Source organism: Streptomyces sp. SID13726, assembly GCF_010548375.1.
Taxonomy (GTDB): domain Bacteria; phylum Actinomycetota; class Actinomycetes; order Streptomycetales; family Streptomycetaceae; genus Streptomyces.
Window position 1 is genome coordinate 14,216 of record NZ_JAAGLY010000015.1, and the last position, 21,649, is coordinate 35,864.

18 protein-coding genes and 1 riboswitch are annotated in these 21,649 nt (G+C 72.3%); of the genes, 3 read left to right on the forward strand and 15 right to left on the reverse strand.

What is annotated here, in order from left to right; genetic code table 11:
- Nucleotides 1-173: 173 nt before the first annotated feature.
- Nucleotides 174-2,141 (forward strand): ricin-type beta-trefoil lectin domain protein, encoded by a 1,968-nt coding sequence (locus G3I78_RS31565; protein ID WP_164430837.1) that lies wholly within the window; start codon nucleotides 174-176, stop codon nucleotides 2,139-2,141.
- 1 nt (nucleotide 2,142) lies between these two features.
- Here the strand turns inward: G3I78_RS31565 and G3I78_RS31570 are convergent, their stop codons facing one another.
- Complete coding sequence (locus G3I78_RS31570; RefSeq protein WP_164430839.1) at nucleotides 2,143-2,985, reverse strand: bifunctional 5,10-methylenetetrahydrofolate dehydrogenase/5,10-methenyltetrahydrofolate cyclohydrolase; 843 nt, start codon at nucleotides 2,983-2,985, stop codon at nucleotides 2,143-2,145.
- Between the two features lie 22 nt (nucleotides 2,986-3,007).
- A riboswitch (ZMP/ZTP riboswitch) is annotated at nucleotides 3,008-3,090 on the reverse strand.
- A gap of 18 nt (nucleotides 3,091-3,108) precedes the next feature.
- Complete coding sequence (locus G3I78_RS31575) at nucleotides 3,109-3,474, reverse strand: nuclear transport factor 2 family protein (protein ID WP_164430841.1); 366 nt, start codon at nucleotides 3,472-3,474, stop codon at nucleotides 3,109-3,111.
- Nucleotides 3,475-3,647: 173 nt separating this feature from the next.
- Between G3I78_RS31575 and G3I78_RS31580 the strand changes: the two genes are divergently transcribed.
- The gene (locus G3I78_RS31580) at nucleotides 3,648-3,944 is read left to right on the forward strand and encodes a hypothetical protein (RefSeq protein ID WP_164430843.1); all 297 of its coding nucleotides are present in this window, start codon (nucleotides 3,648-3,650) and stop codon (nucleotides 3,942-3,944) included.
- Nucleotides 3,945-4,006: 62 nt separating this feature from the next.
- Here G3I78_RS31580 and G3I78_RS31585 read toward each other — a convergent pair whose 3' ends face one another.
- The 9 genes from G3I78_RS31585 to G3I78_RS31625 all read right to left on the reverse strand — a co-directional run bounded on the left by G3I78_RS31585 (nucleotide 4,007) and on the right by G3I78_RS31625 (nucleotide 15,090).
- Nucleotides 4,007-5,188, reverse strand: a complete 1,182-nt coding sequence (locus G3I78_RS31585) for a type III PLP-dependent enzyme (RefSeq protein ID WP_164430845.1) — start codon at nucleotides 5,186-5,188, stop codon at nucleotides 4,007-4,009.
- The gene (locus tag G3I78_RS31590; RefSeq protein ID WP_164430847.1) at nucleotides 5,185-6,918 is read right to left on the reverse strand and encodes an IucA/IucC family protein; all 1,734 of its coding nucleotides are present in this window, start codon (nucleotides 6,916-6,918) and stop codon (nucleotides 5,185-5,187) included. The genes G3I78_RS31585 and G3I78_RS31590 overlap by 4 nt, the downstream gene beginning before the upstream one ends.
- Nucleotides 6,918-8,120, reverse strand: a complete 1,203-nt coding sequence (locus tag G3I78_RS31595) for an MFS transporter (protein ID WP_164430849.1) — start codon at nucleotides 8,118-8,120, stop codon at nucleotides 6,918-6,920. Before G3I78_RS31595 ends, G3I78_RS31590 begins: the two co-directional genes overlap by 1 nt.
- Nucleotides 8,117-9,874: an IucA/IucC family protein gene (locus G3I78_RS31600; protein WP_164431211.1), complete on the reverse strand. Its 1,758-nt coding sequence runs from the start codon at nucleotides 9,872-9,874 to the stop codon at nucleotides 8,117-8,119. Before G3I78_RS31600 ends, G3I78_RS31595 begins: the two co-directional genes overlap by 4 nt.
- Before the next feature lie 26 nt (nucleotides 9,875-9,900).
- Nucleotides 9,901-11,088: an ATP-grasp domain-containing protein gene (locus G3I78_RS31605; RefSeq protein ID WP_164430851.1), complete on the reverse strand. Its 1,188-nt coding sequence runs from the start codon at nucleotides 11,086-11,088 to the stop codon at nucleotides 9,901-9,903.
- Nucleotides 11,089-11,171: 83 nt separating this feature from the next.
- Nucleotides 11,172-12,191 carry an iron-siderophore ABC transporter substrate-binding protein gene (locus G3I78_RS31610; RefSeq protein ID WP_164430853.1) on the reverse strand — a complete coding sequence of 340 codons (1,020 nt, stop codon included), beginning with the start codon at nucleotides 12,189-12,191 and terminating at the stop codon, nucleotides 11,172-11,174.
- A gap of 30 nt (nucleotides 12,192-12,221) precedes the next feature.
- A complete protein-coding gene (locus G3I78_RS31615) occupies nucleotides 12,222-13,067 on the reverse strand; it encodes an ABC transporter ATP-binding protein (protein ID WP_164430855.1) in 846 nt (281 codons plus the stop codon).
- Nucleotides 13,068-13,102: 35 nt separating this feature from the next.
- On the reverse strand, nucleotides 13,103-14,101 hold the full coding sequence (locus tag G3I78_RS31620; protein WP_164430857.1) for an iron ABC transporter permease: 999 nt from the start codon (nucleotides 14,099-14,101) through the stop codon (nucleotides 13,103-13,105).
- On the reverse strand, nucleotides 14,098-15,090 hold the full coding sequence (locus G3I78_RS31625) for an iron chelate uptake ABC transporter family permease subunit (RefSeq protein WP_164431213.1): 993 nt from the start codon (nucleotides 15,088-15,090) through the stop codon (nucleotides 14,098-14,100). The genes G3I78_RS31620 and G3I78_RS31625 overlap by 4 nt, the downstream gene beginning before the upstream one ends.
- Before the next feature lie 188 nt (nucleotides 15,091-15,278).
- Here G3I78_RS31625 and G3I78_RS31630 point away from each other — a divergent pair, with 188 nt between their 5' ends.
- Nucleotides 15,279-16,112: a (2Fe-2S)-binding protein gene (locus tag G3I78_RS31630; protein WP_164430859.1), complete on the forward strand. Its 834-nt coding sequence runs from the start codon at nucleotides 15,279-15,281 to the stop codon at nucleotides 16,110-16,112.
- Between the two features lie 3 nt (nucleotides 16,113-16,115).
- Here G3I78_RS31630 and G3I78_RS31635 read toward each other — a convergent pair whose 3' ends face one another.
- From G3I78_RS31635 to G3I78_RS31650, 4 genes are read right to left on the reverse strand one after another with little or no spacing between them, the layout of a single operon-like run.
- A complete protein-coding gene (locus G3I78_RS31635; RefSeq protein WP_164430861.1) occupies nucleotides 16,116-17,870 on the reverse strand; it encodes an ABC transporter ATP-binding protein in 1,755 nt (584 codons plus the stop codon).
- Nucleotides 17,871-17,904: 34 nt separating this feature from the next.
- The gene (locus G3I78_RS31640; RefSeq protein WP_343243898.1) at nucleotides 17,905-19,410 is read right to left on the reverse strand and encodes a TIGR00730 family Rossman fold protein; all 1,506 of its coding nucleotides are present in this window, start codon (nucleotides 19,408-19,410) and stop codon (nucleotides 17,905-17,907) included.
- The gene (locus G3I78_RS31645) at nucleotides 19,407-20,753 is read right to left on the reverse strand and encodes an FAD-binding protein (protein WP_164430865.1); all 1,347 of its coding nucleotides are present in this window, start codon (nucleotides 20,751-20,753) and stop codon (nucleotides 19,407-19,409) included. The genes G3I78_RS31640 and G3I78_RS31645 overlap by 4 nt, the downstream gene beginning before the upstream one ends.
- A complete protein-coding gene (locus tag G3I78_RS31650) occupies nucleotides 20,750-21,508 on the reverse strand; it encodes an isopentenyl transferase family protein (RefSeq protein WP_164430867.1) in 759 nt (252 codons plus the stop codon). The genes G3I78_RS31645 and G3I78_RS31650 overlap by 4 nt, the downstream gene beginning before the upstream one ends.
- Between the last annotated feature and the right edge of the window lie 141 nt (nucleotides 21,509-21,649).

The following is a 21,649-nucleotide window of genomic DNA, read 5'->3' on the forward strand; positions in this document are numbered from 1 at the left end:
GGAATTGCCGTCCGGCGCGAACGACCCGTGTACTCCGGCCAGTTCACCCGTGTCACATCCGTTGACTTCACCCTCCCGTGGCTCTAACTTCAGCGCGCACGATGTTCGAATCACCGGTCCATGTTCGAAATATCGACCACATTCTGGTGTTCCCCACCACTGGAAGGAACCGCATGAACCCGCCGCCACGCATGTCCCGCAGGGGTCTCGTCCAGCGTCTCAGAGCCGCCGCCGTCCGTGCGCTGGTGCTCGCCCTGACCGCCACCGCCGCGCTGCTCTTCGCCGCGCCGAGCCCGGCGCAGGCCGCGACCGGCCGCCAGATACCGGTGCCCACCGCGCCCATGGGCTGGGCGTCCTGGAACAGCTTCGCCGCCGTCATCGACTACGACGTCATCAAGCAGCAGGTCGACGCGTTCGTGGCGGCGGGGCTCCCGGCGGCCGGCTACCAGTACATCAACATCGACGAGGGCTGGTGGCAGGGCACCCGGGACAGCGCCGGGAACATCACCGTGGACGAGTCCGAGTGGCCCGGCGGTATGAAGGCCATCGCCGACTACATCCACAGCAAGGGCCTCAAGGCCGGTATCTACACCGACGCGGGCAAGGACGGCTGCGGCTACTACTACCCGACCGGCCGCCCCGCCGCCCCCGGCTCCGGCAGCGAGGGCCACTACGACCAGGACATGCTCCAGTTCTCCAAGTGGGGCTTCGACTTCGTGAAGGTCGACTGGTGCGGCGGTGATGCGGAGAAGCTCGACGCGCCGACGGCGTACAAGGCGATCAGCGGCGCGGTGGCCAAGGCGACGGCCGCCACCGGACGTCCGCTGACCCTGTCGATCTGCAACTGGGGCTACCAGAACACCTGGAACTGGGCGCCCGGACTCGCGCCGATGTACCGGACCAGCACCGACATCGTCTACTGGGGCAACAACCCGTCGCAGGCGAACATGCTCTCCAACTTCGACCAGGGCCTGCACCCGCTCGCCCAGCACACGGGCTACTACAACGACCCGGACATGCTGATGGTCGGCATGACCGGCTTCACGGCCGCGCAGAACCGCACCCACATGAACCTGTGGGCCATCTCCGGCGCACCGCTGCTGGCCGGGAACAACCTGGCGACCATGACCGCGGAGACGGCGAACATCCTCAAGAACCCCGAGGTCATCGCCGTCGACCAGGACCCGCGCGGCCTCCAGGGCGTGAAGGTCGCCGAGGACACCACCGGGCTCCAGGTCTACGGCAAGGTCCTGTCCGGCAGCGGGAACCGGGCCGCCGTCCTCCTCAACCGGACCTCCGCCGCCCAGAACATCACCGTCCGCTGGTCCGACCTCGGCCTGACCAACGCGAACGCGACCGTCCGTGACCTGTGGAGCCGTTCGAACGTCGGCTCCTACGGGACGAGTTACACCACCAGCGTCCCCGCGGGCGGCTCGGTGATGCTCACGGTCACCGGTGGCACCGAGGCCGCGAGCAGTACCTACACGGGCACGTCGAGCTTCTCCGGCGTGACCGCCGGGAGCACCGGCATCAAGACGGTCGACGTCGCCTACACCAACAACACCTCCGCCGCGGTCACCGGAACGCTGAAGGTCAACGGCCAGGGCGCGACGGCCGTCTCCTTCCCGCCCACCGGCTCCTCCCAGGGCACCGTCTCCGTCCAGGTCGGCCTGTCGAAGGGCTCCGCGAACACCCTGGCCTTCACCGACGCCCCCACCCTGGCCGACATCACGGTCCGCCCGCTGCCCGGCGCCAACAGCACCCTGGCCGTCGGAACCGGCTCGGGCCGCTGCCTCGACCTCTACAACAACACCATCACCAACGGCACCCAGGCCGAACTCTGGGACTGCAACGGCGGCCAGAACCAGCAGTGGCAGTACACCTCCCGCAAGGAACTCGTGGTGTACGGCGACAAGTGCCTGGACGCCTACAACCTCGGCACCACCAACGGCACCAAGGTCGTCATCTGGGACTGCAACGGCCAGAACAACCAGAAGTGGAACGTCAATGGCGACGGCACGATCACCAACGTCAACGCCGGTCTCTGCCTGGACGCCAACGGCGCGGGCACGGCCAACGGCACCCAGATGGTGCTGTGGACGTGCAACGGCCAGAGCAACCAGAAGTGGACGCTGAGCTGAACTAGCCCTGCCGGGCGGCGGCCGTCACCGTCTGCTCCAGCAGCGTGGCGATGGTCATCGGACCCACGCCGCCCGGCACCGGCGTGATCAGCGAGGCCCGCTCCACCGCGGAGTCGAAGTCGACGTCCCCGACGTTGCCCTCGTTGTACCCGGCGTCGATCACGACCGCGCCGGGCTTGAGGTCCTGGCCCCGGATCAGCCGGGGCCGCCCGACCGCGGCGACCACGATGTCCGCCTCCCGTACGGCCGCCGACAGGTCCGCCGTACGGGAGTGGCAGTAGGTCACCGTGGCGTCGCGCGCCAGCAGCAGCATTCCGGCCGGCTTGCCGAGGATCGCGCTGCGGCCCACGACCACGGCCCGCTTGCCGGCCGGATCGACGCCGTACTCGTCGAGCAGCCGCATGATCCCGCCGGGCGTGCACGACACGAACCCCGGCAGGCCGAAGCTCATCGTCGCGAAGGAGGCGAAGGTGACGCCGTCGACGTCCTTCTCCGGGGCGATAGCCTCGAACGCGGCCCGCTCGTCGATGTGCGCGCCCATCGGATGCTGGAGGAGGATGCCGTGCACACCGGGGTCGGCCGACAACTCCCGCAGGGCGGCGACCAGTTCCTCGGTCGTGGTGGCCGCGGGCAGCTCCACGTGCCGCGACTCGATACCCGCCTTGCGGCAGCGGTTGCGCTTCATCCGGACGTACGTCACCGACGCCGGGTCCGCACCGACCAGGACCGTGGCGAGACAAGGGGCCGTGCCCGTGCGCCCGGTGAGGTCGGCCGCGCGCTTCGCGGTCTCCTCGACGATGCGCCGGGCGAGCGCGGTGCCATCCATGAGCCGTGCCTGGGACATGATCCACTCCTGAGCCGATCGAAGGAATCGCCCAGGCGCACGGCATCGAGTGTGCGGACCGCTCCACGGTGGTGCTCCACCTCAGCGCCAGTCACGGTCCGCACATCACACTAGCCGACCTTTCTACTCGTCCCAGGCCTGGATCATGGTCTGTTCGGTGATCTTGCCGTCCCGCAGCGTCAGCATCGACTCGGACAGGACGCGGACCCCGTCGGAATACAGACAGGACTCGCTGAACGCCACACGGTCGCCGTCCACGACGCACTGCTCCATCTTGTGCGTCATGTCGCGGCTGTACACGTCGTCCAGCATCGCGCTGATCTCGTCCCTGCCGTGCAGCACCTTGGGGTGGCTGGGCTGGGTGTTGCGGTCCACGACGCGTATCTCGGCGTCGTCCGCGTAGAGCGACAGAAGATTCGCCGCAGAGTTTCCTTCGATGCCCCGGCGCAGAGACTCGCTGGAGAAGCCGGAGCTTGCCGCGGTGCCCATGGTGACCTCCTTCGAGGGCCGCGGCCCGACGAGGAGCGGGCCGCGTAGGGCCTCTTCCTACGAGACTCCTCCGCCCCGGCGGCCACGGCAAGCGCAGTCCCGGCGATCCGCCTGACGGGTGAGCCCCGCCGGGCGCCCGTGTCCGCGAAGGGCCCGTCCGCGTTGCTGAAAACATGATCTCAACTCGACGTATCGTCGCCGCCGTCGGTCTCGCCGTCGGCGTCACCGGCCTCGCCGCCCCCCTCGCGAACGCGGCCGACGCGGCCGCCCCGGACACGGCCCCGCTCAGCCCGATGGCCGTGCTCGACTCGCTCGCGGTCAGCGAGATCCCCGCCGAGCACCGGGCCGAGATGCCGAAGGTCTCCCAGCAGCTCAACAAGGCGAACGACCTGTACAAGCTCAACGAGCTGCACCAGGTCACCGACCTCGCGGCCCCCGTCACCGGCCTGGTGCCCGCGATCGAGACCTGACAGCACCCGTACGCACACCGAGGGCCGCCCGGAGCACCGGGCGGCCCTCGACGTATGCCGGATCAGGCGTCCAGGAAGTGGAACCCGGGCCTCGGATGCATCAGGAAGTCATGGTGCGAGATGTTCCACGCGTAGGCCCCGGCCAGCGAGAACACCACCCGGTCCCCGGCCCGCAGCCCGGGCGCGGGCACCCGGCGGGCCAGTACGTCCTTGGGGGTGCAGAGCTGCCCGGCGAGCGTGACCCGCTCACCGCCGGCCTCGGGGCGCGGCCAGGGATGCGGCCAGGACTCCACGGCCAGCACCGAACAGGGCTGGTCGTGGCCCTTCGTCGCCGGGGTCCGCAGATGGTGGGTGCCGCCCCTGACCACCGCGAACTCCTCACCGTGACTGCGCTTCACGTCCAGCACCTCGGTCGCGTACCAGCCGCAGTACGCCGTCAGCGCCCGCCCCGGCTCGATCCGCAGCGTCAGCCCGGGATGTGCCTCGGTCAGCCGGGCCAGTCCCTCGCCGTACGCCGCCCAGTCGAACCGGCGCTGAGGGTCGGCGTAGTCGACGGTCATCCCGCCACCGACGTTCACCTCGGCGAGCGGAACCCCCAGTCCCGTGGCCCAGGAGACGACGGTCTCGGCGACCCTCACCTGTTCCGCGGCCTCCAGTCCGCTGGCCAAGTGGGCGTGCACGCCCCGGAGTTCGAGCTGCGGATAGGCGCCTTCTGCGAGGGCCACGGCGACCTCGCGCGCCTGCTCGGGCTCCATCCCGAAGGGCGTCGGACGGCCGCCCATCGCGAGCGAGCTTCCCGCCAACGACCCGTCCGGCACCGGGAGGTTGACGCGCGGCAGCACCGCCACCCGCCGCCCGGGCGCGTATCGCCGGGCCGACTCGGCCAGCATGCGCAGCTCGTACCCGCTCTCGACGTGGAAGCGCTCGACCCCCAGCTCCAGTGCCGCCGCCACCTCGTCCGGCGTCTTGCCCGGACCGCCGAAGGCGAGCGGGCGCCCCGGCACCGCCTTGGCCACATGGGCGAGTTCACCGCCCGAGGAGACCTCGTAGCCGTCCACGTACGGACCGAGCGCGGCCAGGATCTCCGGCTCCGGGTTGGCCTTGGCCGCGTAGTACACCTCGACCCGCTCGGGCAACACGTCCCGGACGGTGGCCGCGTGGGCCCGCAGCGCCGCCAAGTCATAGACGTAGGCGGGCAGTTGGTCGGAAGTGAGGGAGCGGACGTGGGCATCGAGGACGGTCATCGGTCGCTCCCGGTCGTGTCGCGCAGGATGTCCTCGGCCAGCGGCGAGGGGAGCCGGACGTAACCGGCGTCGCGGTCGGCCTTGCGTTCCCAGCGGGTGAGGAGGTTGGCCTTGGCGGGCAGCGGCACCCCGGCGAGCAGGGCGGCCAGCCGGGGCGGACAGCCGTGCCGGTCGGCGTACGACCGGAGGGTGTCCCGGACCCGGGCCCACAGGGCGGCCTCCGCGTGCGGGTGCAGGTCGGCGAGGGCGGCCAGCAGCTCGGCCACGTGGTTGACCAGCAGGCAGTACACGACCCGGTCCCAGCCGCGCTGGGCGTCGTACGTCATCGGGCCCGCGACCTCGGACGGCAGCGCGGCGAGGGTGTCCGCGTGGTGCTCCGGGAGCAGCTTGGTGCCCTCCAGGTCGCGGAAGAGGACCTGGGCGGGCATGCCGTCGGCGTCCACGCACACCAGGACGTTCTGGAGATGCGGTTCGAGGACGAGTCCGTGGTCGAAGTAGGCGGCCAGGACCGGCGGCACGAGCAGGTCGAGATAGGCCGACCACCAGGCGAGGGGGTCACCGTCCCCGAGCAGGTGGGAGATGTGGGCCGCGCTGGACGGGTATTCGTCGGCGACGGCGGCCGCCAGCAGGGGAGTCGCCGCCGGAGCGAGCCTGCGGGGCAGGCCCTCGCGGACGATGACACCGAAGCCCTCGAACAGGGCGCGGTCCGGGGTGCCGTCCGGACCCGGCAGGGCGAGGGTGCGGTAGGCGGGCTCGCGGAGCACCGCGCTGCCCGGGAAGCGCTCGGCGAGGTCGGCGAGCGCCGGAGCGAGGGCGCGAGTGAGGGCGACCGCCCCGGAGAGTTCGTAACTGCTGTTCTTGCGCAGGCAGTTGGTGATCCGCACGTTCAGGCTGAACTTGAGAAAGGTCTCGCCGTCGTACAGGGTGCGCACCGACGCCGTCGCCGCGAAGGGGCGCCCGCCCGGGCCCAGGTCGATGACGTCACCGCTGTCGAGGGCCGCGCGCAGCGCCGGGTGGTCGCGCAGGGACTCGTACTGCCAGGGGTGGGCGGGCAGCAGGCGGTAGCCGTCCGGGACGTCCGCGCGCCGGCCGTCCAGGGCGGCGGTGGCCCAGTCGGCGGCGGACTCCTCGGCGATCAGGTGCGCTCGGACGGCGAGGTGGCGCAGCGGGAAGGACGCCCCGGCCTCCGGCGCGTACGCCGCCCAGGAACGCGGGTCGCCGGTGCGGGCCTTGGGCGTGGGGTGGAAACGGTGGCCGAGGAGCAGCGACTGCTCCGAGGCCACGTAGGCGTCCTGGGCGCTGTCCGGCCTGGTGGCCAGGGCGGTGGAGATCGCCTCGTGGCTGGAGGCGATCTGCTCCAGGAACTCCTCGTTGCGCACCCCGGTGCGCAGGGACAGCTCGTCGTGCGTGTACGCGGCCAGCCGCCGCCAGTCGACCTCGGGCCAGCCGCCGTCCCGCTGTTCGGCGACCGGGCCGGTGAAGCGGTGGGCGCCGAGGAGGGAGGTGCGGCGCAGGGCGACGCGCAGCAGGACACCGCGGCGGGGGAGCCGTAGCAGCAGATGGCCGTCGGCGACGACGGTCTGGCGCTCGGGTCCCGACACCTCGCGCAGCAGACAGTTCAGGAGCGTGTGGGCCACCGCGTCGTCGGGGGAGGGCAGGGCGGGTGCCGACGGGTGCGGCGAGAGGGGGGTGTCCCCGGGCGGAGTCCCGGGGCGGGTCAGCGAGGGCATCAACGGCTCCAGCGGATGCGGTGGTTCAGTGGGGGAAGCAGGGTCGCGAGGGCGGTGACGGTCGCGGCGGCGGCCCCCGTCAGCACGGGTGCGGCCGGGCCGAAGCGGGCGCTGCCCACGGCCGCGGCGACGCCGGCCGCGACCGCGCCGGCCTTGGAGAAGAACTCCAGCGATCCGAACAGCCCGCCCGGCGCCCGGCCTTTCACGCACTCGGCGGCCAGCACCTGGAGGCAGACCAGGCCGAGCGTGAGGCCCACACCGAGCAGCAGCCGTACGCCGATCAGCGCGGCCAGCGAACCGGCCACCCCGTGTCCGGCGAGACCGAGCGCGATACAGGCGAAGCCGAGGGCGATCCCGGTGCGCGGCCGGTCGCGGAAGGCGGAGTGCACGGCGAGCGCCGACACCAGATAGACCAGGTGGGGCAGGGCGAAGAGGGTGCCGGACAGCAGCGGGGACGTCCCGGGCAGCCGCTCGTCGACGAAGGCGATCAGATACGGGAAGGAGACGACCGTGGAGAACACGAACGCGAACTCCAGGGTGTACAGGGACTTCAGCGACACCGGCGGGGCGGTCACGTCCAGCACCGGGTCCGGACGGCTCACCGACTGCTCCTGGTCGGCGGCCGGTTCGGGCAGGGCCGCCAGCAACAGCGCTGCCGTCAGCGGCAGTACGGCGAGCAGCGCGTACTGGCGGTGCGGTGACAGCCAGCCGGACAGCGAGCCCACCACGATCGGCGCGAACACCAGCGCGGCCCGGGCACTGCCCTGCATCAGGGTGAGCGCTCTCGACAGCGCCGGGCCTTCGAGGGCCGCGCCCAGATAGCCGTTCGACGCGGCGAAGGTGCCGCCCAGGATGCCCTGGAGGATCAGCGCCAGGGTGAAGGTGAGCAGCGAGTCCGACCAGCCCGCCAGCAGGAACGACAGGGTCAGGCCCAACTGGGCGCGCAGCAGCAGCCGTTTGCGGCCGAAGCGGTCGGCGAGCCGCCCCCACAGCGGGGCGAACAGCGCGCCGAACACCGTCGGGACGACATACAGGACACCCGCCCAGCGGGCCTGCCGGTCGCCCAGCTCCGGGAGGATCTGGGTGAGATACGGCGGCAGCCCGAGCGCGGCGAAGGAGGCGACGAAGTAGCAGCCGGCCACCGCGTGCACCTGGCTGCGGCCGAACGCCGGTCGTGGAAGACGCAGGGTGGCGCCGCTCATGCCGTACTCCCGTCGCGCAGCAGGTAGTTGGGGCCGGTCGTGTAGTGCTTGTTGATGTCGGCGGCGCCCGAACGCTCCTTGGACAGCAGCGTCCCGGCCGAGACCATCGCCTTCACCGGCAGCCGCGGGGCCTCCAGGACGCGGGCCCGCAGGACGTCGGCCGCGTCCCCGCCCAGCCGGGCCACGGCCTCCGTCAGCCGGTCGCGCACGAGGGAGAGCAGCGCCGTGCGGTGTTCGGGGAGGCCGAACGCGTAGGCGCCCGCGCACAGATGGACGGTGATGGTGGCGAACAGGTCCGCGACCGGGCCGTCCTGCGTGGTGAAGGTGCGGGTGTCGTCGAAGCCCCAGGGGCCGGGCAGAATCTGGCCGAGCCGCTCGGTGTTGACGCGCGGCCCGTCGTTGTCCTTGAACAGCAGGCGCACGCTGCGGGGCCGCAGCACCAGCGAGACGTTCTGCTGGTGCGATTCCAGGGCGATGCCCTGGCCGAACAGGGTGGTCTGCCAGTCGAGGAGCAGGGTGAGGAAGGCGTCCAGGAGGGCGAGCGGATCGCCCTCGAAGAAGCGGTCCGCGAGGTGGTCGAGGACCAGCCGTCCGTCGGGCGCGGGGGCGAGCAGTGCGGCCAGCGGGACGACCACCGCCCCGTCGAGACCGGCCGGGTAGCGGCGGCACAGGACGGCGAGCAGTTCGTGCCCCGCGTGCGCGTACGTGGTCTCGTCGGCGTGCAGGACCATCGCCCGGAACCGGTGCTCACGAGCCGCGGCCGCGTCCAGCAGCCGCTGCCCCGCCGCGCCGTCGACGAGGGTGCCGGGCTTGATGGAGCGTTTGTTGCGCAGCCCCAATGTGGCGGTGGCCAGCGGGAGTTTGAGGTGCACGGTCGGATCCGCGACCGTCGCCACGGTACGCATCGACAGCGTCGGCACGACCTCCAGGTACGGCCGCTCGGCGAGCAGTGCCCGATCCGCCAGACCGGTCTCGCGCAGGGCCGCCTCCAGCGGGGCGCCGACGGTCAACGGGTGGACGGGCAGGGCCACATGGGTGTCCGCCACCTCGGGCAGCCCGAGCTCCGCCGGTGTCGGCCAGAACTCCGGGAGGGCACCGGCCAGCGTGACCGCCTCGCGGGGCACCGCCAGCCAGCGCAGGGCGAAACGGGGATGGAACTCCGGGGCGTAGGCGCGCAGTTGATCCCGCGAGAGCCCGGAGCGCCCGCGTGCCGTGGGGTACACGGGGTGGTCGATCCGGGCGGCGAGCGTGTCGTACGCCAGCCCGCCGGTCAGACCCGTCCAGCGGGCCGGGTCGGTGCCGTGCAGCGCGGTGAGGTGGTCGGCGATCTCCGTCCGGGTCTCGGCGTGCAGCCGCATGGTCTCCAGCGTCTGCCGGCACTCCTCGGCGAACGCCTCGAACCCGGCCCGGTCCGCGGGCTCGGCGAAGGCTCGCAGCGCGCCGAGCACGCTCTCGCAGGAGTCCAGCACGGTGCCGTCCGGCTCGCGCACGAGGAGGGGCAGCCGGGCGGCCCACTCGCACTGGAAGCCGTCCTCGACGAGGGGCAGCAGGAGTGCGCCGGGCTCGGTGTCGACGGATTCCGGCAGGTGCGGGGCCGCCAGCCGCAGCCACTCGCCGTCCTCGCGGCGCAGCATCGTGCCGCGGGTGCGCAGGCCCACCACGTCCTCGCGGAGCAGGGCGCTCAGCACCCGGGTGAGCAGTTCGGCCTCGCAGGTGTCCGTCGCGGTGGGTGATGTCGAGGCGGGTGCGGTCATGGCGGGTGCGGTCATCGTGGACCGGGTCACGGCTGGATCTCCCAGCGCTGCGCGGCCAGGAAGTCCGCCACGACCCGGTCCACCGTGGGCTGGTCGGTGCCGGTGGCCCGCAGGACGCCCAGGTAGTCCCGGTTGGTGCGGTACAGGTCGTGCCGCTCGCCGGTCCGCCGCAGCGGACGGTACGTCAGATGCACGCCCTCCACGGTGAGTTCAGCCGCCTCGGGCGCCTCGGTGAGGGTGCCGGCGCGGTCGGCGCACGGGTACTCCAGCCGTGCGGCCCCGTCGTGACGGACGCCCAGGTCGGCCGGGAGCGGCTCGCCCAGGTGGGTGCGCAGGACGTGCTCGAAGAGCGGGACGTCCAGCAGCCGGGCCAGCAGCAGATCGCACTGGTCCCCGATGGCACGGTAGTTGACCTCGATGATCCGGGCCCGCCCCTCGTGCACCACGAACTCGGTGTGACAGGCCCCGAACCCCACGCCCAGCGCGTCGAGCTGTGCGAGCACCTGAGCCACCACCGGCTCCGGGTGCGCGGGCACGAAGACGAGCCGCTCCTCGATGAAGTACGGCGGCGGTGACAACTCGGTGTGGAAGCCGCCTAGGACATGGCGGACCCGGCCGTCGCCGAGCGTCTCCAGGGTGTACAGCTCGCCGGGGAGGTACTCCTCGACGACCAGCACCGTCCCGGGGCGCCGGTCGAGGATCTCCTTGGCGTGGGTGACGAGGTCCTCCGGGCCGTCGACGAGCACGACGTCCTCGCTGGCCACGCCCTCGCGGGGCTTGAGCACGCAGGGGTAGGGCGCGTCGATCGCCACGGGCCCGGTGATATCGGCCTCGGTGATCTCCGCCGACCACACGGTGTCCACCCCTGCGGCAGCGAGATGCCGCCGCATCTCCGCCTTGTCCTTGGCGCGCAGGGTGGCCCGCCAGTCCTTGCCGGGCAGGCCGAAGTAGGCGGCGGCCAGGGCGGCCTGGGTCTGGAGGTGGTCGCTGTTGGTGAAGACGGCATCGGGACGCCGGTGGGTGGAGATCCGGGTGATCACGGCCCGGAAGTCACGGACGTCGCACTCCAGGATCTCGGTCTCCGGATACGCGTGGCGGTGCGCCTCGGGCTGGTCGGTCAGGACGGTCACGTCCAGGCCCAGCCGGGCGGCGGCGGGCAGGAAGCCCTCGGTGACGGAGTCGGTCGGATTCAGGGCGAGCAGGTACAGGCGCATGACAGAGGGGCAACTTCCGCTAGCGGGTGGGGGGTTGGGGCGGTCCGCGCTCGTGGTCGGGGCCCGCCCCGGTTCAGCGGGAGTTACTTCTTCGGGAGCGGCACACCGGTGGCCTTGGCCACGTCCGCGAGCATCTGCTCGGCGGCCTGGACCCCGATGCCGGACATCCAGGTCTCGTCCGGGACCGTGTGGACCTTGCCGTCCTTGACGGCAGGGAGGGACTTCCACACCGGGTTGGAGGTCACCTGCTTCTCCTGGGTCTTGTCCGGCGTGTCGGCGGTGGTGACGAAGATCAGATCGGCGTCGGCCTGGTCGATCTGCTCGGGGCTGACGTCCTTCATCGTGACCGCGGGGTCGTTCGACACCTGCGACGCGGGCCGCTTGAAGCCGATGTCGTTCAGGACCACACCGCTGTAGGAGTTCGTCTGGTAGAGACGGGTCGGACCGGCGATGAAGCGGACCACGGACGCGGTCGGCATGGTGCCGCCGTCCTTCTTCCTGATGGCCTCACCGAGCGCCTTGGCCTGCGTCTCGTACTCCTTGAGCTTGGCCGCGGCCTCCTTCTCCAGCCCGAGCGCCTCGGCGTGCACCTTCAGGTTCTGCTTCCAGACACCGCCGGTCGTCTCGGTGAACACGGTCGGGGCGATGGCGCTGAGCTTGTCGTAGACGGCCTCGTGGCGGACCTTCGACGACAGGATCAGGTCGGGCCTCAGCGAGGCGATCTTCTCCAGGTTGGGCTCCAGGAGCGGGCCGACGTCGGCGGTGCCGCCCAGCTCGCCCTTCAGGTACGTCGGGAAGCCGCCCTCGGTCTTGAAGTGCGGGGCGACCGCGCCGACCGGGTCGATGCCGAGCAGGGTGACGTCGTCCAGCTCGCCGGTGTCGAGCACGACGACCCGCTTCGGCTTGGACGGGATCTTCACGTCGCCCATCACGGTCTTGAGCGTGCGGGGGAAGCCGGCGGACGCGTCGGCGGCCTTCGCCGGCGTCGAGCTGTCGGAGGAGTCCTCGCTGCCGCAGGCGGCCAGCACGGCCGTACCCAGGACGACGGCGAGCAGCACGGCCAGCAGCCGCCGGAATCCGCGCAGGGGAGAGCGCTTGAACATGGGGGGTCGGTCTTTCTCGGTAGGGAGGGGTCAGGCGGACGCGGCCGGGCGCCGCACCGCGCTGCTCTTCGGGACGACCAGCGGGGTGCCGGTCTCCGGGTCGGGAATCACCCGGCACTCGACGTCGAAGACGGACCTGACGAGGTCCGCGTCGAGGATGTCGGCCGGGGTGCCGGCGGCGGCCAGCCGGCCGTCCTTGAGGACCACCATGTGGTCCGCGTACCGGGCGGCCTGTCCGAGGTCGTGCAGCACCATCACCACGGTGCGGCCCGCCTCGGCGTGCAGGGCGGCCACCAGGTCGAGCACGTCGAGCTGGTGGCGCAGATCGAGGAAGGTCGTGGGCTCGTCGAGGAGCAGCAGTTCGGTGTCCTGCGCCAACGCCAGCGCGATCCAGGCGCGTTGGCGCTGGCCGCCGGAGAGCCGGTCGACCGGCTGGTCGCGCAGCGCGGTCGTGCCGGTCCGCTCCAGGGCCTCCTCGACGGCCTTCTGGTCGGCCGCCGACCACGGGCTCAGCAGCCGCTGGTGCGGATACCGGCCGAGCCGCACCAGCGCCTCCACGGTGATCGCCTCGGGTGTGACCGGCTGCTGCGGCAGCAGCCCCATCCTGAGGGCCAGCGACCGGGCGGACATCCGGTGGACGTCGGCGCCGTCGAGCGTGACCTGTCCCGCGGCCGGTGCGAGCAGCCGGCTCAGACCGCGCAACAGGGTCGACTTCCCACAGGCGTTGGGGCCGACGATCGCGGTGACCGCGCCACCGGGCAGGGTCAGATCGAGCCCGCCGACGACGAGCCGGTCGCCGTAGCGCAGATCGAGGGAGCGGGTGGACAGCTGGTTGGACGTGGACACCCGCGGCTCCGGCTTCTGTGTGGTGGTCATGCGTGACTCCCGCGACTCCGGCTTCCGTGTGATCGTCATGCGTGGCTCCCGCGGACGGGCGAGCTCTGGCGGAACATCAGCACCAGCAGCCAGGGCGCGCCCAGCGTCGCGGTGACCGCGCCGACCGGCAGCCCCTCCACCGGCAGCAGATGCTGGACCACCAGGTCGGAGGCGAGCAGCAGCACCGCCCCGGTGAGGGAGGCGAGGGCCAGTGAGACGGCGGTCGGCGGTCCGGTCAGGAACCGCACGATGTGCGGGACGGCGAGCGCCACGAACGTCACCGGGCCGGCGAGCGCGGCCGCCAGGGACGCCAGAGCGACCGCGATGAACAGCAGTTGGAGCCGGGCGGCCGAGGTGTTGAGACCGAGGGCGCCCGCCGAGTCGTCCCCGAGGTCGAGCACCGCGAGCCTGCGGTGCAGGACGAGGGCGACGGCCAAGGCGACCACCATGGCGCCGCCCGCGCCCCAGACCTGCGTCCAGGTTCGGCCGTACACCGAACCGGTGGTCCACTGGAGCGCGGAGCCCGCGAGTTCGGCGGGGAAGCGCACGATCATCAGATTCACGGCGGCGGCCAGACCCGCCTGCACGGCGAGACCGGTCAGCACCAGCCGGGTGACGGCGAGCCCGGAGCGCCAGGCGAACACCCCGAGGAGCAGGGCGGCGAGCAGTCCGCCGGCCAGCGCGCCGAGCGGGATCAGGGTCTGCGAGGCACCGGCGGCGAGCAGGGAGACCGCGCCCAGGGAGGCGCCGCCGGTCACGCCCATGACGTCGGGGGACGCCAGCGGATTGCGGAACAGCCGCTGAAGGACACAGCCCGCCGCGCCCAGTCCGGCCCCGGCGACGATCGCCGCCACCGACCTGGGCGCCCGGAACTCCTGTACCACGAGCACGTTTCCGGGGTCCCCGAGACCGACCAGCGCCCGCAGCGCGGTGGGCGCCGGGATGCTCATCTCGCCGGTGGTCAGGGAGACGGTGAGGAGCACGAACAGGGTGACGAGACCGACCCCCGCGTACATCAGGGACCGCTTGCTCATCGGGCCACCTTCCGGGCCAGCAGCGCCAGCAGGGGCGCGCCCAGGAAGGCGGTCACGATGCCGACCTCCAGTTCCGAGGGGCGGATCACCAGCCGCCCGATCACATCCGCCGAGAGCAGCAGCAGCGGGCCCGCGATCAGACAGCCGGGGATCAACAGCCGGTGGTCGCCGCCCAGCAACGGCCGTACGAGATGCGGCGCGGCGAGCCCGACGAAGGCGACCGGACCGGCCACCGCGACCGCGGACCCGGCGAGCAGGACCACCGCGATACCGCCCGCGAGCCGGATGCGGGCCACCGGTACGCCCAGCGACGCGGCCGAATCGTCGCCCAGGGCGAGGGCGTTGAGGGCGGGGGAGAGGGCCAGGGAGACCAGCAGGCCCAGCACGATGGTGGGCAGTACGGGCCACAGGACGTCCAGGTCGCGGCCGGCCAGCGAGCCGGCGAGCCAGAAGCGGGCCTCGTCGAGGGTGCGCTGGTTCAGCAGCATCACGGCGGACGTCCAGGACAGCAGGACGAGTTGGAGGACGGTGCCGCCGAGCGCGAGCCGTACGGGATCGATGTCCCCGGCCCGGCGCGCGAGGGCCTGTGCGAAGAGGGCGGCTACCGCGGCACCGGCGAACGCGAACCACACGTACTCGACGGGGCTTTCGAGCTTCAGCGCGAAGATCGCGACGACCACCGCGAAACCGGCGCCCGCGTTGATGCCGAGGGTGGTCGGCGAGGCGAGCGGGTTGCGGGTGATTGCCTGCGCAACGGCGCCGGCGACCCCGAGCGCCGCTCCGACCGCGAGTCCGATGACCGTGCGGGGCAGGCGCAGCCCGGTCACCACCAGCGCGTCCCGCCCGTGGGCGTCGCCGAACAGCGCGTCGGCCACCGTCGACAGGGGCACCGAGCGCGCGCCGAGCGCGAGGCTCAGCGCGGCGCAGAGCGTCAGGGCGCCGAGGCCGAGGACGAACAGGGGTATGTGCCGGGAGGCACGGAAGGACACACCTGTGGCAGGCGCGCCCCGTTGGGTCGCAGTCACGAGCCGTGAGCTTAGGTTAGCCTTGCTTTAGATATCAACTTCCTATGTGAAGGCTTTGACATGGGAATACCTTGATCGCCCAGGCTTCGACGTGGAGGTAAGGTAAGCCTTGCCTTGTCCGTTGTCTTTGAAATCTCTGTGCGGGAGCGCCGATGTCCCTGGCCCTGAAGACGTCGCCGGACAGCGCGGTCTCGCGCGCCCTCGGCGATGTCTACCGTCGGCTCGGCGACACCTGCGAGGCCCTCACGGTCCGCGTCGAGGAGACGCCGGGCCCGGGCATGACGGCCGCCCGGCTGACGGCTGACGCGGACGCGCTGCACGCGTTCGTCGCCGCCGAGTCGGAAAGAATTCACGATCGCTACGGAGTGCGGGTCCGCCCGGACGTCGCCGCGTCCCGGGCCCTGCACGACTACGCCTGGACCGTCGGCGTCCTCATGGGCGGCGCCTGGTACCTCGACCGGAGGGTGCCCCGCATCCGCCCCGAGGACCTTCGGATCGACCTCGCCTCGGGCACGTACGCCATCACACCCGGCACCGAACTCGCCTGCCTCACCGACGACCGACTGGCCCTGTACCCGGGTGTCCTGACGCTCCCTCAGCAGGACCAGCTGCACGCCCGGTTGCGCATGTCGGTCGCCGACCACATGCGCCCCCTGCTGGCCGCGATCGCCCCGGTGGCCCGCCGCCGCTCGCGCGCTCTGTGGGGCATGGTCGGCGACGATCTGGTCTCCGGGATCTGGTACTTGGGCCGGATGCTCGGCCAGGAGGCGGCGGCCGTCCGGGCCGCCACCGAGGTGCTGCCGGCAGCCGTACCGCCGTATCCGGACGGGGCGGACTTCCGCCGGCTGGTGGCGGAGGACGGCAGTCGGCACACCACCCGTACGCGGACGGGCTGCTGCATGTTCTACGCGATCCGCCCCGCCGAGGCGTGCGTGACGTGCCCGCGGACAGCGGACGCGGAACGCCTCAAGCGACTGGCAGGGTGAGGCTCAGCCGGCCGTCGCGAGGAACTGCGTAGCCGCCAGCTCCGCGTACAGCGGATCCCCGGCGACCAGCTCCTGATGCGTCCCCACCGCCCGCACCCGCCCCGCGTCCATCACCACGATCCGGTCGGCCATCGTCACCGTGGACAGCCGGTGCGCCACCACCAGCACCGTGGTCGTCCGGGCCACGTCCGCCACCGTGTCCCGCAACGCCGCCTCGTTCACCGCGTCCAGCTGGGACGTGGCCTCGTCCAGCAGCAACAGCCGGGGCCGCCGCAGCAGGGCCCGAGCGATGGCCACCCGCTGCCGCTCCCCGCCCGACAGCTTGGTCCCGCGATGCCCGACCAGCGTGTCCAGCCCACCGGGCAGCTTGGCCACCAGCCCGTCGAGCCGGGTCGTCTTCAGCACCCGGGTGACGGCGTCGTCGTCCGCCTCGGGGTTCCCGAGCAGCAGGTTCGACCGCAGCGACCCCGACAGCACCGGCGCGTCCTGCTCCACGTACCCGATGGCGGACCGGAGCCGGGGCAGCTCCCAGTCGCCGAGGTCCAGCCCGTCCAGGGTCACCACGCCGGACTCGGGGTCGTAGAACCGCTCGATCAACGAGAACACCGTCGTCTTGCCCGCCCCGGACGGCCCGACGAACGCCGTCATCCCCCGCGCGGGCACGTCGAAGGTCACTCCGTGATGGACGTACGGCAGATCGTCGGCGTACCGGAACCGGACGTCCGAGAAGGCGACGGCGGCGGGCTCCGCCCCGTCGGCGGGCAACGGCGCCGGACGCGCTGCCGGTTCGGCGGGCAGCCGCAGCGCCTCCTGGATGCGGGCGAGCGCCGCCGCGCCCGTCTGGTACTGCGTGATCGCGCCGACGACCTGCTGGATCGGGGACATGAGGTAGAAGACGTAGAGCAGGAACGCCACCAGTGTGCCGACGTCGATCGCCCCGGTCGCGACCCGTGCGCCGCCCACCGCGAGCACCGTGATGAACGCGATCTGCATCGCCAGTCCGGCCGTATTGCCCGCGGCGGCCGACCACTTGGCGGCCCGCACGCTCTGCCGCCAGGACTCCTCGGCGGCCGCGTGCAGCGTCGCCTCCTCCCGGTGCTCGGCACCGGACGCCTTCACCGTGCGCAGCGCGCCGAGGATGCGCTCCAGGGAGGCGCCCATCACGCCGACCGCGTCCTGCGCCTGCCGGCTCGCCCGGTTGATACGGGGCACGATCACCCCGAGGACCGTGCCCGCGGCGAGGATCACGGCCAGCGTGACGCCCAGCAGCACCGGATCGACGAAGCCCATCATCACGACGGTCGCGACCAGCGTGAGCCCACCCGTGCCGAGGCCCACGAGCGAGTCGGTGGTCACCTCGCGCAGCAGTGTGGTGTCCGAGGTGATCCGGGCCATCAGGTCACCCGGCTCGGTGCGGTCCACGGCCGTGATGCGCAGCCGCAGCAGATACGACGACAGCGCGCGCCGAGCCCCGAGCACCACCGACTCCGCGGTGCGCCGCAGCACGTAGGAACCCAGCCCGCCCACGGCCGCGTTGGCGATCACGAGCGCCGACATGACGAGCAACGCGCCGGTGATCGTGCGGTCGTGGGACAGGTCGTCGATCAACTCACGGGCCACCAGCGGCAGCAGCAGCCCGGTGGCCCCCGTCAGCAGCGAGAGCACGGCACCGCCGAGCAGGGTCCAGCGGTGCGGTCTCACATATCCGAGGAGCAACCGCCAGGTGGGCGGGGCGGTCTCCGGCTCGGTGGTGCTCACGGTGCTCCTCGGGGCCGGTCGGCGTGCGGAGCCTTCAGGCTACGTCGGCGCTCTCCCGCGGTGCCCGCCAGTTCCCGGCGACGCTGACCACGAGCGGCCGGGCGCCGTCCGGCGGCAGACAGTCGGCGAGCATCCCGGCCAGCACCTCGCGGGGCCCCAGTTCCACGTACGACGTCACGCCGTCGCCGTGCAGCCGGTCGACCACGTCGGTGAAGCGCACGGGATCGCGCACGGTACGCACCCAGAAGCCGGGCGAGGTGGCCTGCTCGGCGGTGACCGGCGCCGCGGTGACGTCGGAGAGCAGCGGCAGCCGCGGGGCCCGCAGGTCCAGGGTGCGCAGGGTGTCGTGGTACTCCGCCAGCAGCGGGTCGAAGTGCGGGGAGTGCGGGGCCACGTCCGCGCGCAGCACATGGGTCCGCCGTCCGCGCGCCGCCCACTCGGCGCAGATCTCCAGGACCGTCTCGCCGTCGCCCGACACCACCACGGACCGCGGCCCGTTGACCGCGGCCACCACCACGCCCCGCCTCGGCCGCAGCTCCTGCGGGGAAGCCTCGACGGCCGCCATCCGTCCGCCCTCCGGCAGCCCGGTCATCAGCCGCGACAGCGTTCCCGTCGCACGGCAGACGTCCGGCAGCGAGAACACCCCGGCCGCGTGGGCGGCGGCCAGATGCCCGACCGAGTACCCGAACAGCACGTCCGGCAGCACGCCCTGGCTCTCCAGCAGCCGGTACTGGGCCACCTGGACGGCGAAGATCGCCGGGGCACTGTACGCGGCCCGGTCCAGCAGCGCGGAGTCGGACGTGCCCGCCGGGGCGAACATCACCTCCCGCAGCGGGCGTTGGAGATACGGGTCCAGCAGGGCACAGACCTCGTCGATGGCGGCGGCGAACACCGGCTGGGCGGCGTGGAGTTCACGGCCCATGCCCGGCTGCTGCGAGCCGACCGCCGAGAACAGGAACGCGGTCCTGGCCCGCGGCAGCACCACCGGGTGCTCCTCCCGCGCCGGACCGGCCAGACGGTCCAGCACCTCCGGCACCGACCGGCACACGATGATCCGCTCCAGATCCCCGGAGTGCAGAAATCCCTCCTCGCGCGCCTGCTCCAGGAAGGCGAGCAACGGCTCGTAGAAACCGGACGGATCCAGGAGCAGACACGGCTTGCGGTGGAGGCGCAACTGGGCCCAGGACAGCACCTCCATGAGCTCCTCGACGGTGCCGAGCCCGCCCGGCAGGGCCACGAAGGCGTCCCCCGCCTCGCCCATCCGCGCCTTGCGCTCGTGCAGGTCCCCGACGAGCTCCAGCCGGGTCAGCCCGGTGTGCGTGATCTCGTACGGCAGCATCGCGCGCGGCACGACCCCGGTCACCTCCCCGCCCGCGGCCAGGGCAGCGTCCGCGAGCGCCCCCATCAGGCCGGTGCGGGCGCCGCCGTAGACCAGGCGCAGCCCCGCCCCGGCGAGGGCCCGGCCCAGTTCCCCGGCGATCCGCCGATGCCCGGCGGTGCGGCCGGGGGAGGCGCCGCAGAAGACGGTGACGGCGCTCACGCCCACAGTCCGTACCCCCGGGTCAGGATGCGATGCGGGTCGTGGCGGCCCTTGGCGCGGACTAGGTCGGGCCAGAGCGGGCCGAAGTGGGCGCGCCAGTCCTCCGGAGCCATGGGCAGGGCGCTCACCGGGTGGAGCACACCGCCCACGAACCGCGCCCGCTCGTACACCGCGCGGTTGGCGGCCACCAACTCCCGTACGGCGACCGGGTCGGTGGGCGGGGCCGTCCGCATCAGGGTGAGCAGGCACAGGCGTTCGTCCGGTGGCCTGCGCAGCAGCCGGGCCCCCAGCGCGCGGCCGGTCAGGGGGCGCAGCTGCACCGCGCCGCAGGTCCGCAGAGCGCGCTGGGCCGGGTCGGCCAGCACCTCCGGGACGAAGGCGGCGGCGCTGTCCTCGGGGAGCAGCAACGACAGCCACGGGTGCGGGCGTTGCCACTCGCCGGTGGCGCGCAGGAGCCGTTCGTCGCGCCGCGGGCGGTGCAGGAACTCCTCGTACGGCAGGTCCTCGATCTCCACGGTGTCGCGGTCGTGGCCGAGGTCCCCGATCAACAGGTCGTCGTCGCCCGGGAGTTCGTCGGTGTGCGGGGCGACGGCCTCGATCATGTACGTCCACGCGCCGCCGACCGCCGGACGCGCCTGACCGCACACATGGCTGAACCGGCCGTCACGGCAGAGCCGGCGCTGATCGGTGAGATAGCGCTGGGGCTCGCCGAGGTGGAGACGGAACCGCCGGACGCGCGCGGGCGCGGGCAGCAGCCGCAGGGTGGCCCGGACGATCAGCGCGCACTGGGCGAGACCGGCCGACACCGCGTCGAAGAGATCGGGGCGCTGTTCGCGGGAACAGGTCAGCAGTTCGCCGTTGCCCGTGACGACGTCCAGGTCCCGCACCCAGTCCGCGACCAGTCCGTGGCGGTGGCTGGTGGCGCCGAAGCCGCCGGTGCTGAGCACCCCGCCGACGCTGGTGCCGAGATGGTCGGGGAGCACCGGCGGCGTGAGTCCCTCGGCCAGCGCGGCGCGCACCACCGCGCTCCAGGGCGCGCCCGCTCCGGCGCTCAGCGTGCGGTCGGCCGGAGCACAGCGCACCTCGTCGAGCGGGCCCATGTCGACGACGTACCCGCCGTGCGCCTGCCCCTGTCCGTACAGCGCGTGACCGCCGCCGCGCGCCGTGACCGGCAGTCCGCGCGGACCGGCGAACGCGACGAGTTCCCGGACCGTGTCGGCGGACCGGGCGGTCAGTACCCCCAGGGGCCGGGAGCCGACGATGTGGCCGAAGTCGTCCGTCGCGCCCGCCAGCTGCCCGGCGCTCGCCCCGGGCAGCGAGACGAGCCCGGATATCCCTTTCACGCCGCACGCTCCACGACACCGTGGCCGGTTTCCGACCGCATTTCCCAGCCCTCGAAAATTTCGCCGAACACGCGGTGCTGGAGAAGTCCGTGTTCCGCGTGCCGTTCCGCGATGAGCGCCGCCATTCGGGACAGCACGCTTTCGGACAGCTGCCCGTCGGAGATCGTTTCCACACCGATCCCGTACTTGGCGCAGCATTCGAGCACCGCCTCGAAGCCGTTGACGGACGCGGCCAGCCACCGCTGCCCGGGGTCGCGCCAGAGCGCCGCCAGCTCCTCCAGGAGGCTGCGGTCGGGCGCGGCCGGCGCGAGCATCGTGAACGCCCGGCGGGTCAGGGCCTCGACGTAGGAGGCACGGTCGGGCACCGGGAGGACCCGGACCGTCGCACGCCAGGGCAGCTCACGGCGGCGGGCCGACAGCTCCCGCAGCAGGGACACCGAACCGCCCTCGACGATCACCGACGGATGCCGCTCACTGAGCCGGTCCACCAGCCGGACAAGGGAGTCGGTGGCCTCGACCGCCGACAGGTCGCCGTCCGCGAAGGTTCGGTCGCCGAGCCAGTACCGCTGCACGCCCGGCACGTCGGCCCCCGCCCGGGCGCTGGTCGTGAGCAGGTCGGTGAAGCACTGTAACCGGTCGGCCACCACGATCGGTGCCCCGGTTGCGCGGGCCAGCGCGGTGGCCGCCGCGCTCTTGCCGACACCGGTCGGTCCCACGATGAGACGGACGGTCGGATGTGTCTCCTGCTCCGGCATGGCCACGTTCCCTTCCACTGTGCGTACCGAGGAAATCCCAGCGCCAACCTACGCTCGGTGATCTTGATCGGAAACCAGGAGAAAGCCTCGGCACGGCAAAGAGAGGGCCACTTTCCTGTGGGGTTATCAAAGGTTCTCCTT

What these genes read in the sequence shown, in the direction of transcription:
- G3I78_RS31565 (WP_164430837.1), top strand. Translation starts at nt 174, where the DNA reads ATGAACCCGCCGCCACGCATGTCCCGCAGGGGTCTCGTCCAGCGTCTC.
- G3I78_RS31570 (WP_164430839.1), bottom strand. Translation starts at nt 2,985, where the DNA reads ATGTCCCAGGCACGGCTCATGGATGGCACCGCGCTCGCCCGGCGCATC.
- G3I78_RS31575 (WP_164430841.1), bottom strand. Translation starts at nt 3,474, where the DNA reads ATGGGCACCGCGGCAAGCTCCGGCTTCTCCAGCGAGTCTCTGCGCCGG.
- G3I78_RS31580 (WP_164430843.1), top strand. Translation starts at nt 3,648, where the DNA reads ATGATCTCAACTCGACGTATCGTCGCCGCCGTCGGTCTCGCCGTCGGC.
- G3I78_RS31585 (WP_164430845.1), bottom strand. Translation starts at nt 5,188, where the DNA reads ATGACCGTCCTCGATGCCCACGTCCGCTCCCTCACTTCCGACCAACTG.
- G3I78_RS31590 (WP_164430847.1), bottom strand. Translation starts at nt 6,918, where the DNA reads ATGCCCTCGCTGACCCGCCCCGGGACTCCGCCCGGGGACACCCCCCTC.
- G3I78_RS31595 (WP_164430849.1), bottom strand. Translation starts at nt 8,120, where the DNA reads ATGAGCGGCGCCACCCTGCGTCTTCCACGACCGGCGTTCGGCCGCAGC.
- G3I78_RS31600 (WP_164431211.1), bottom strand. Translation starts at nt 9,874, where the DNA reads ATGACCGCACCCGCCTCGACATCACCCACCGCGACGGACACCTGCGAG.
- G3I78_RS31605 (WP_164430851.1), bottom strand. Translation starts at nt 11,088, where the DNA reads ATGCGCCTGTACCTGCTCGCCCTGAATCCGACCGACTCCGTCACCGAG.
- G3I78_RS31610 (WP_164430853.1), bottom strand. Translation starts at nt 12,191, where the DNA reads ATGTTCAAGCGCTCTCCCCTGCGCGGATTCCGGCGGCTGCTGGCCGTG.
- G3I78_RS31615 (WP_164430855.1), bottom strand. Translation starts at nt 13,067, where the DNA reads ATGACCACCACACAGAAGCCGGAGCCGCGGGTGTCCACGTCCAACCAG.
- G3I78_RS31620 (WP_164430857.1), bottom strand. Translation starts at nt 14,101, where the DNA reads ATGAGCAAGCGGTCCCTGATGTACGCGGGGGTCGGTCTCGTCACCCTG.
- G3I78_RS31630 (WP_164430859.1), top strand. Translation starts at nt 15,279, where the DNA reads ATGTCCCTGGCCCTGAAGACGTCGCCGGACAGCGCGGTCTCGCGCGCC.
- G3I78_RS31650 (WP_164430867.1), bottom strand. Translation starts at nt 21,508, where the DNA reads ATGCCGGAGCAGGAGACACATCCGACCGTCCGTCTCATCGTGGGACCG.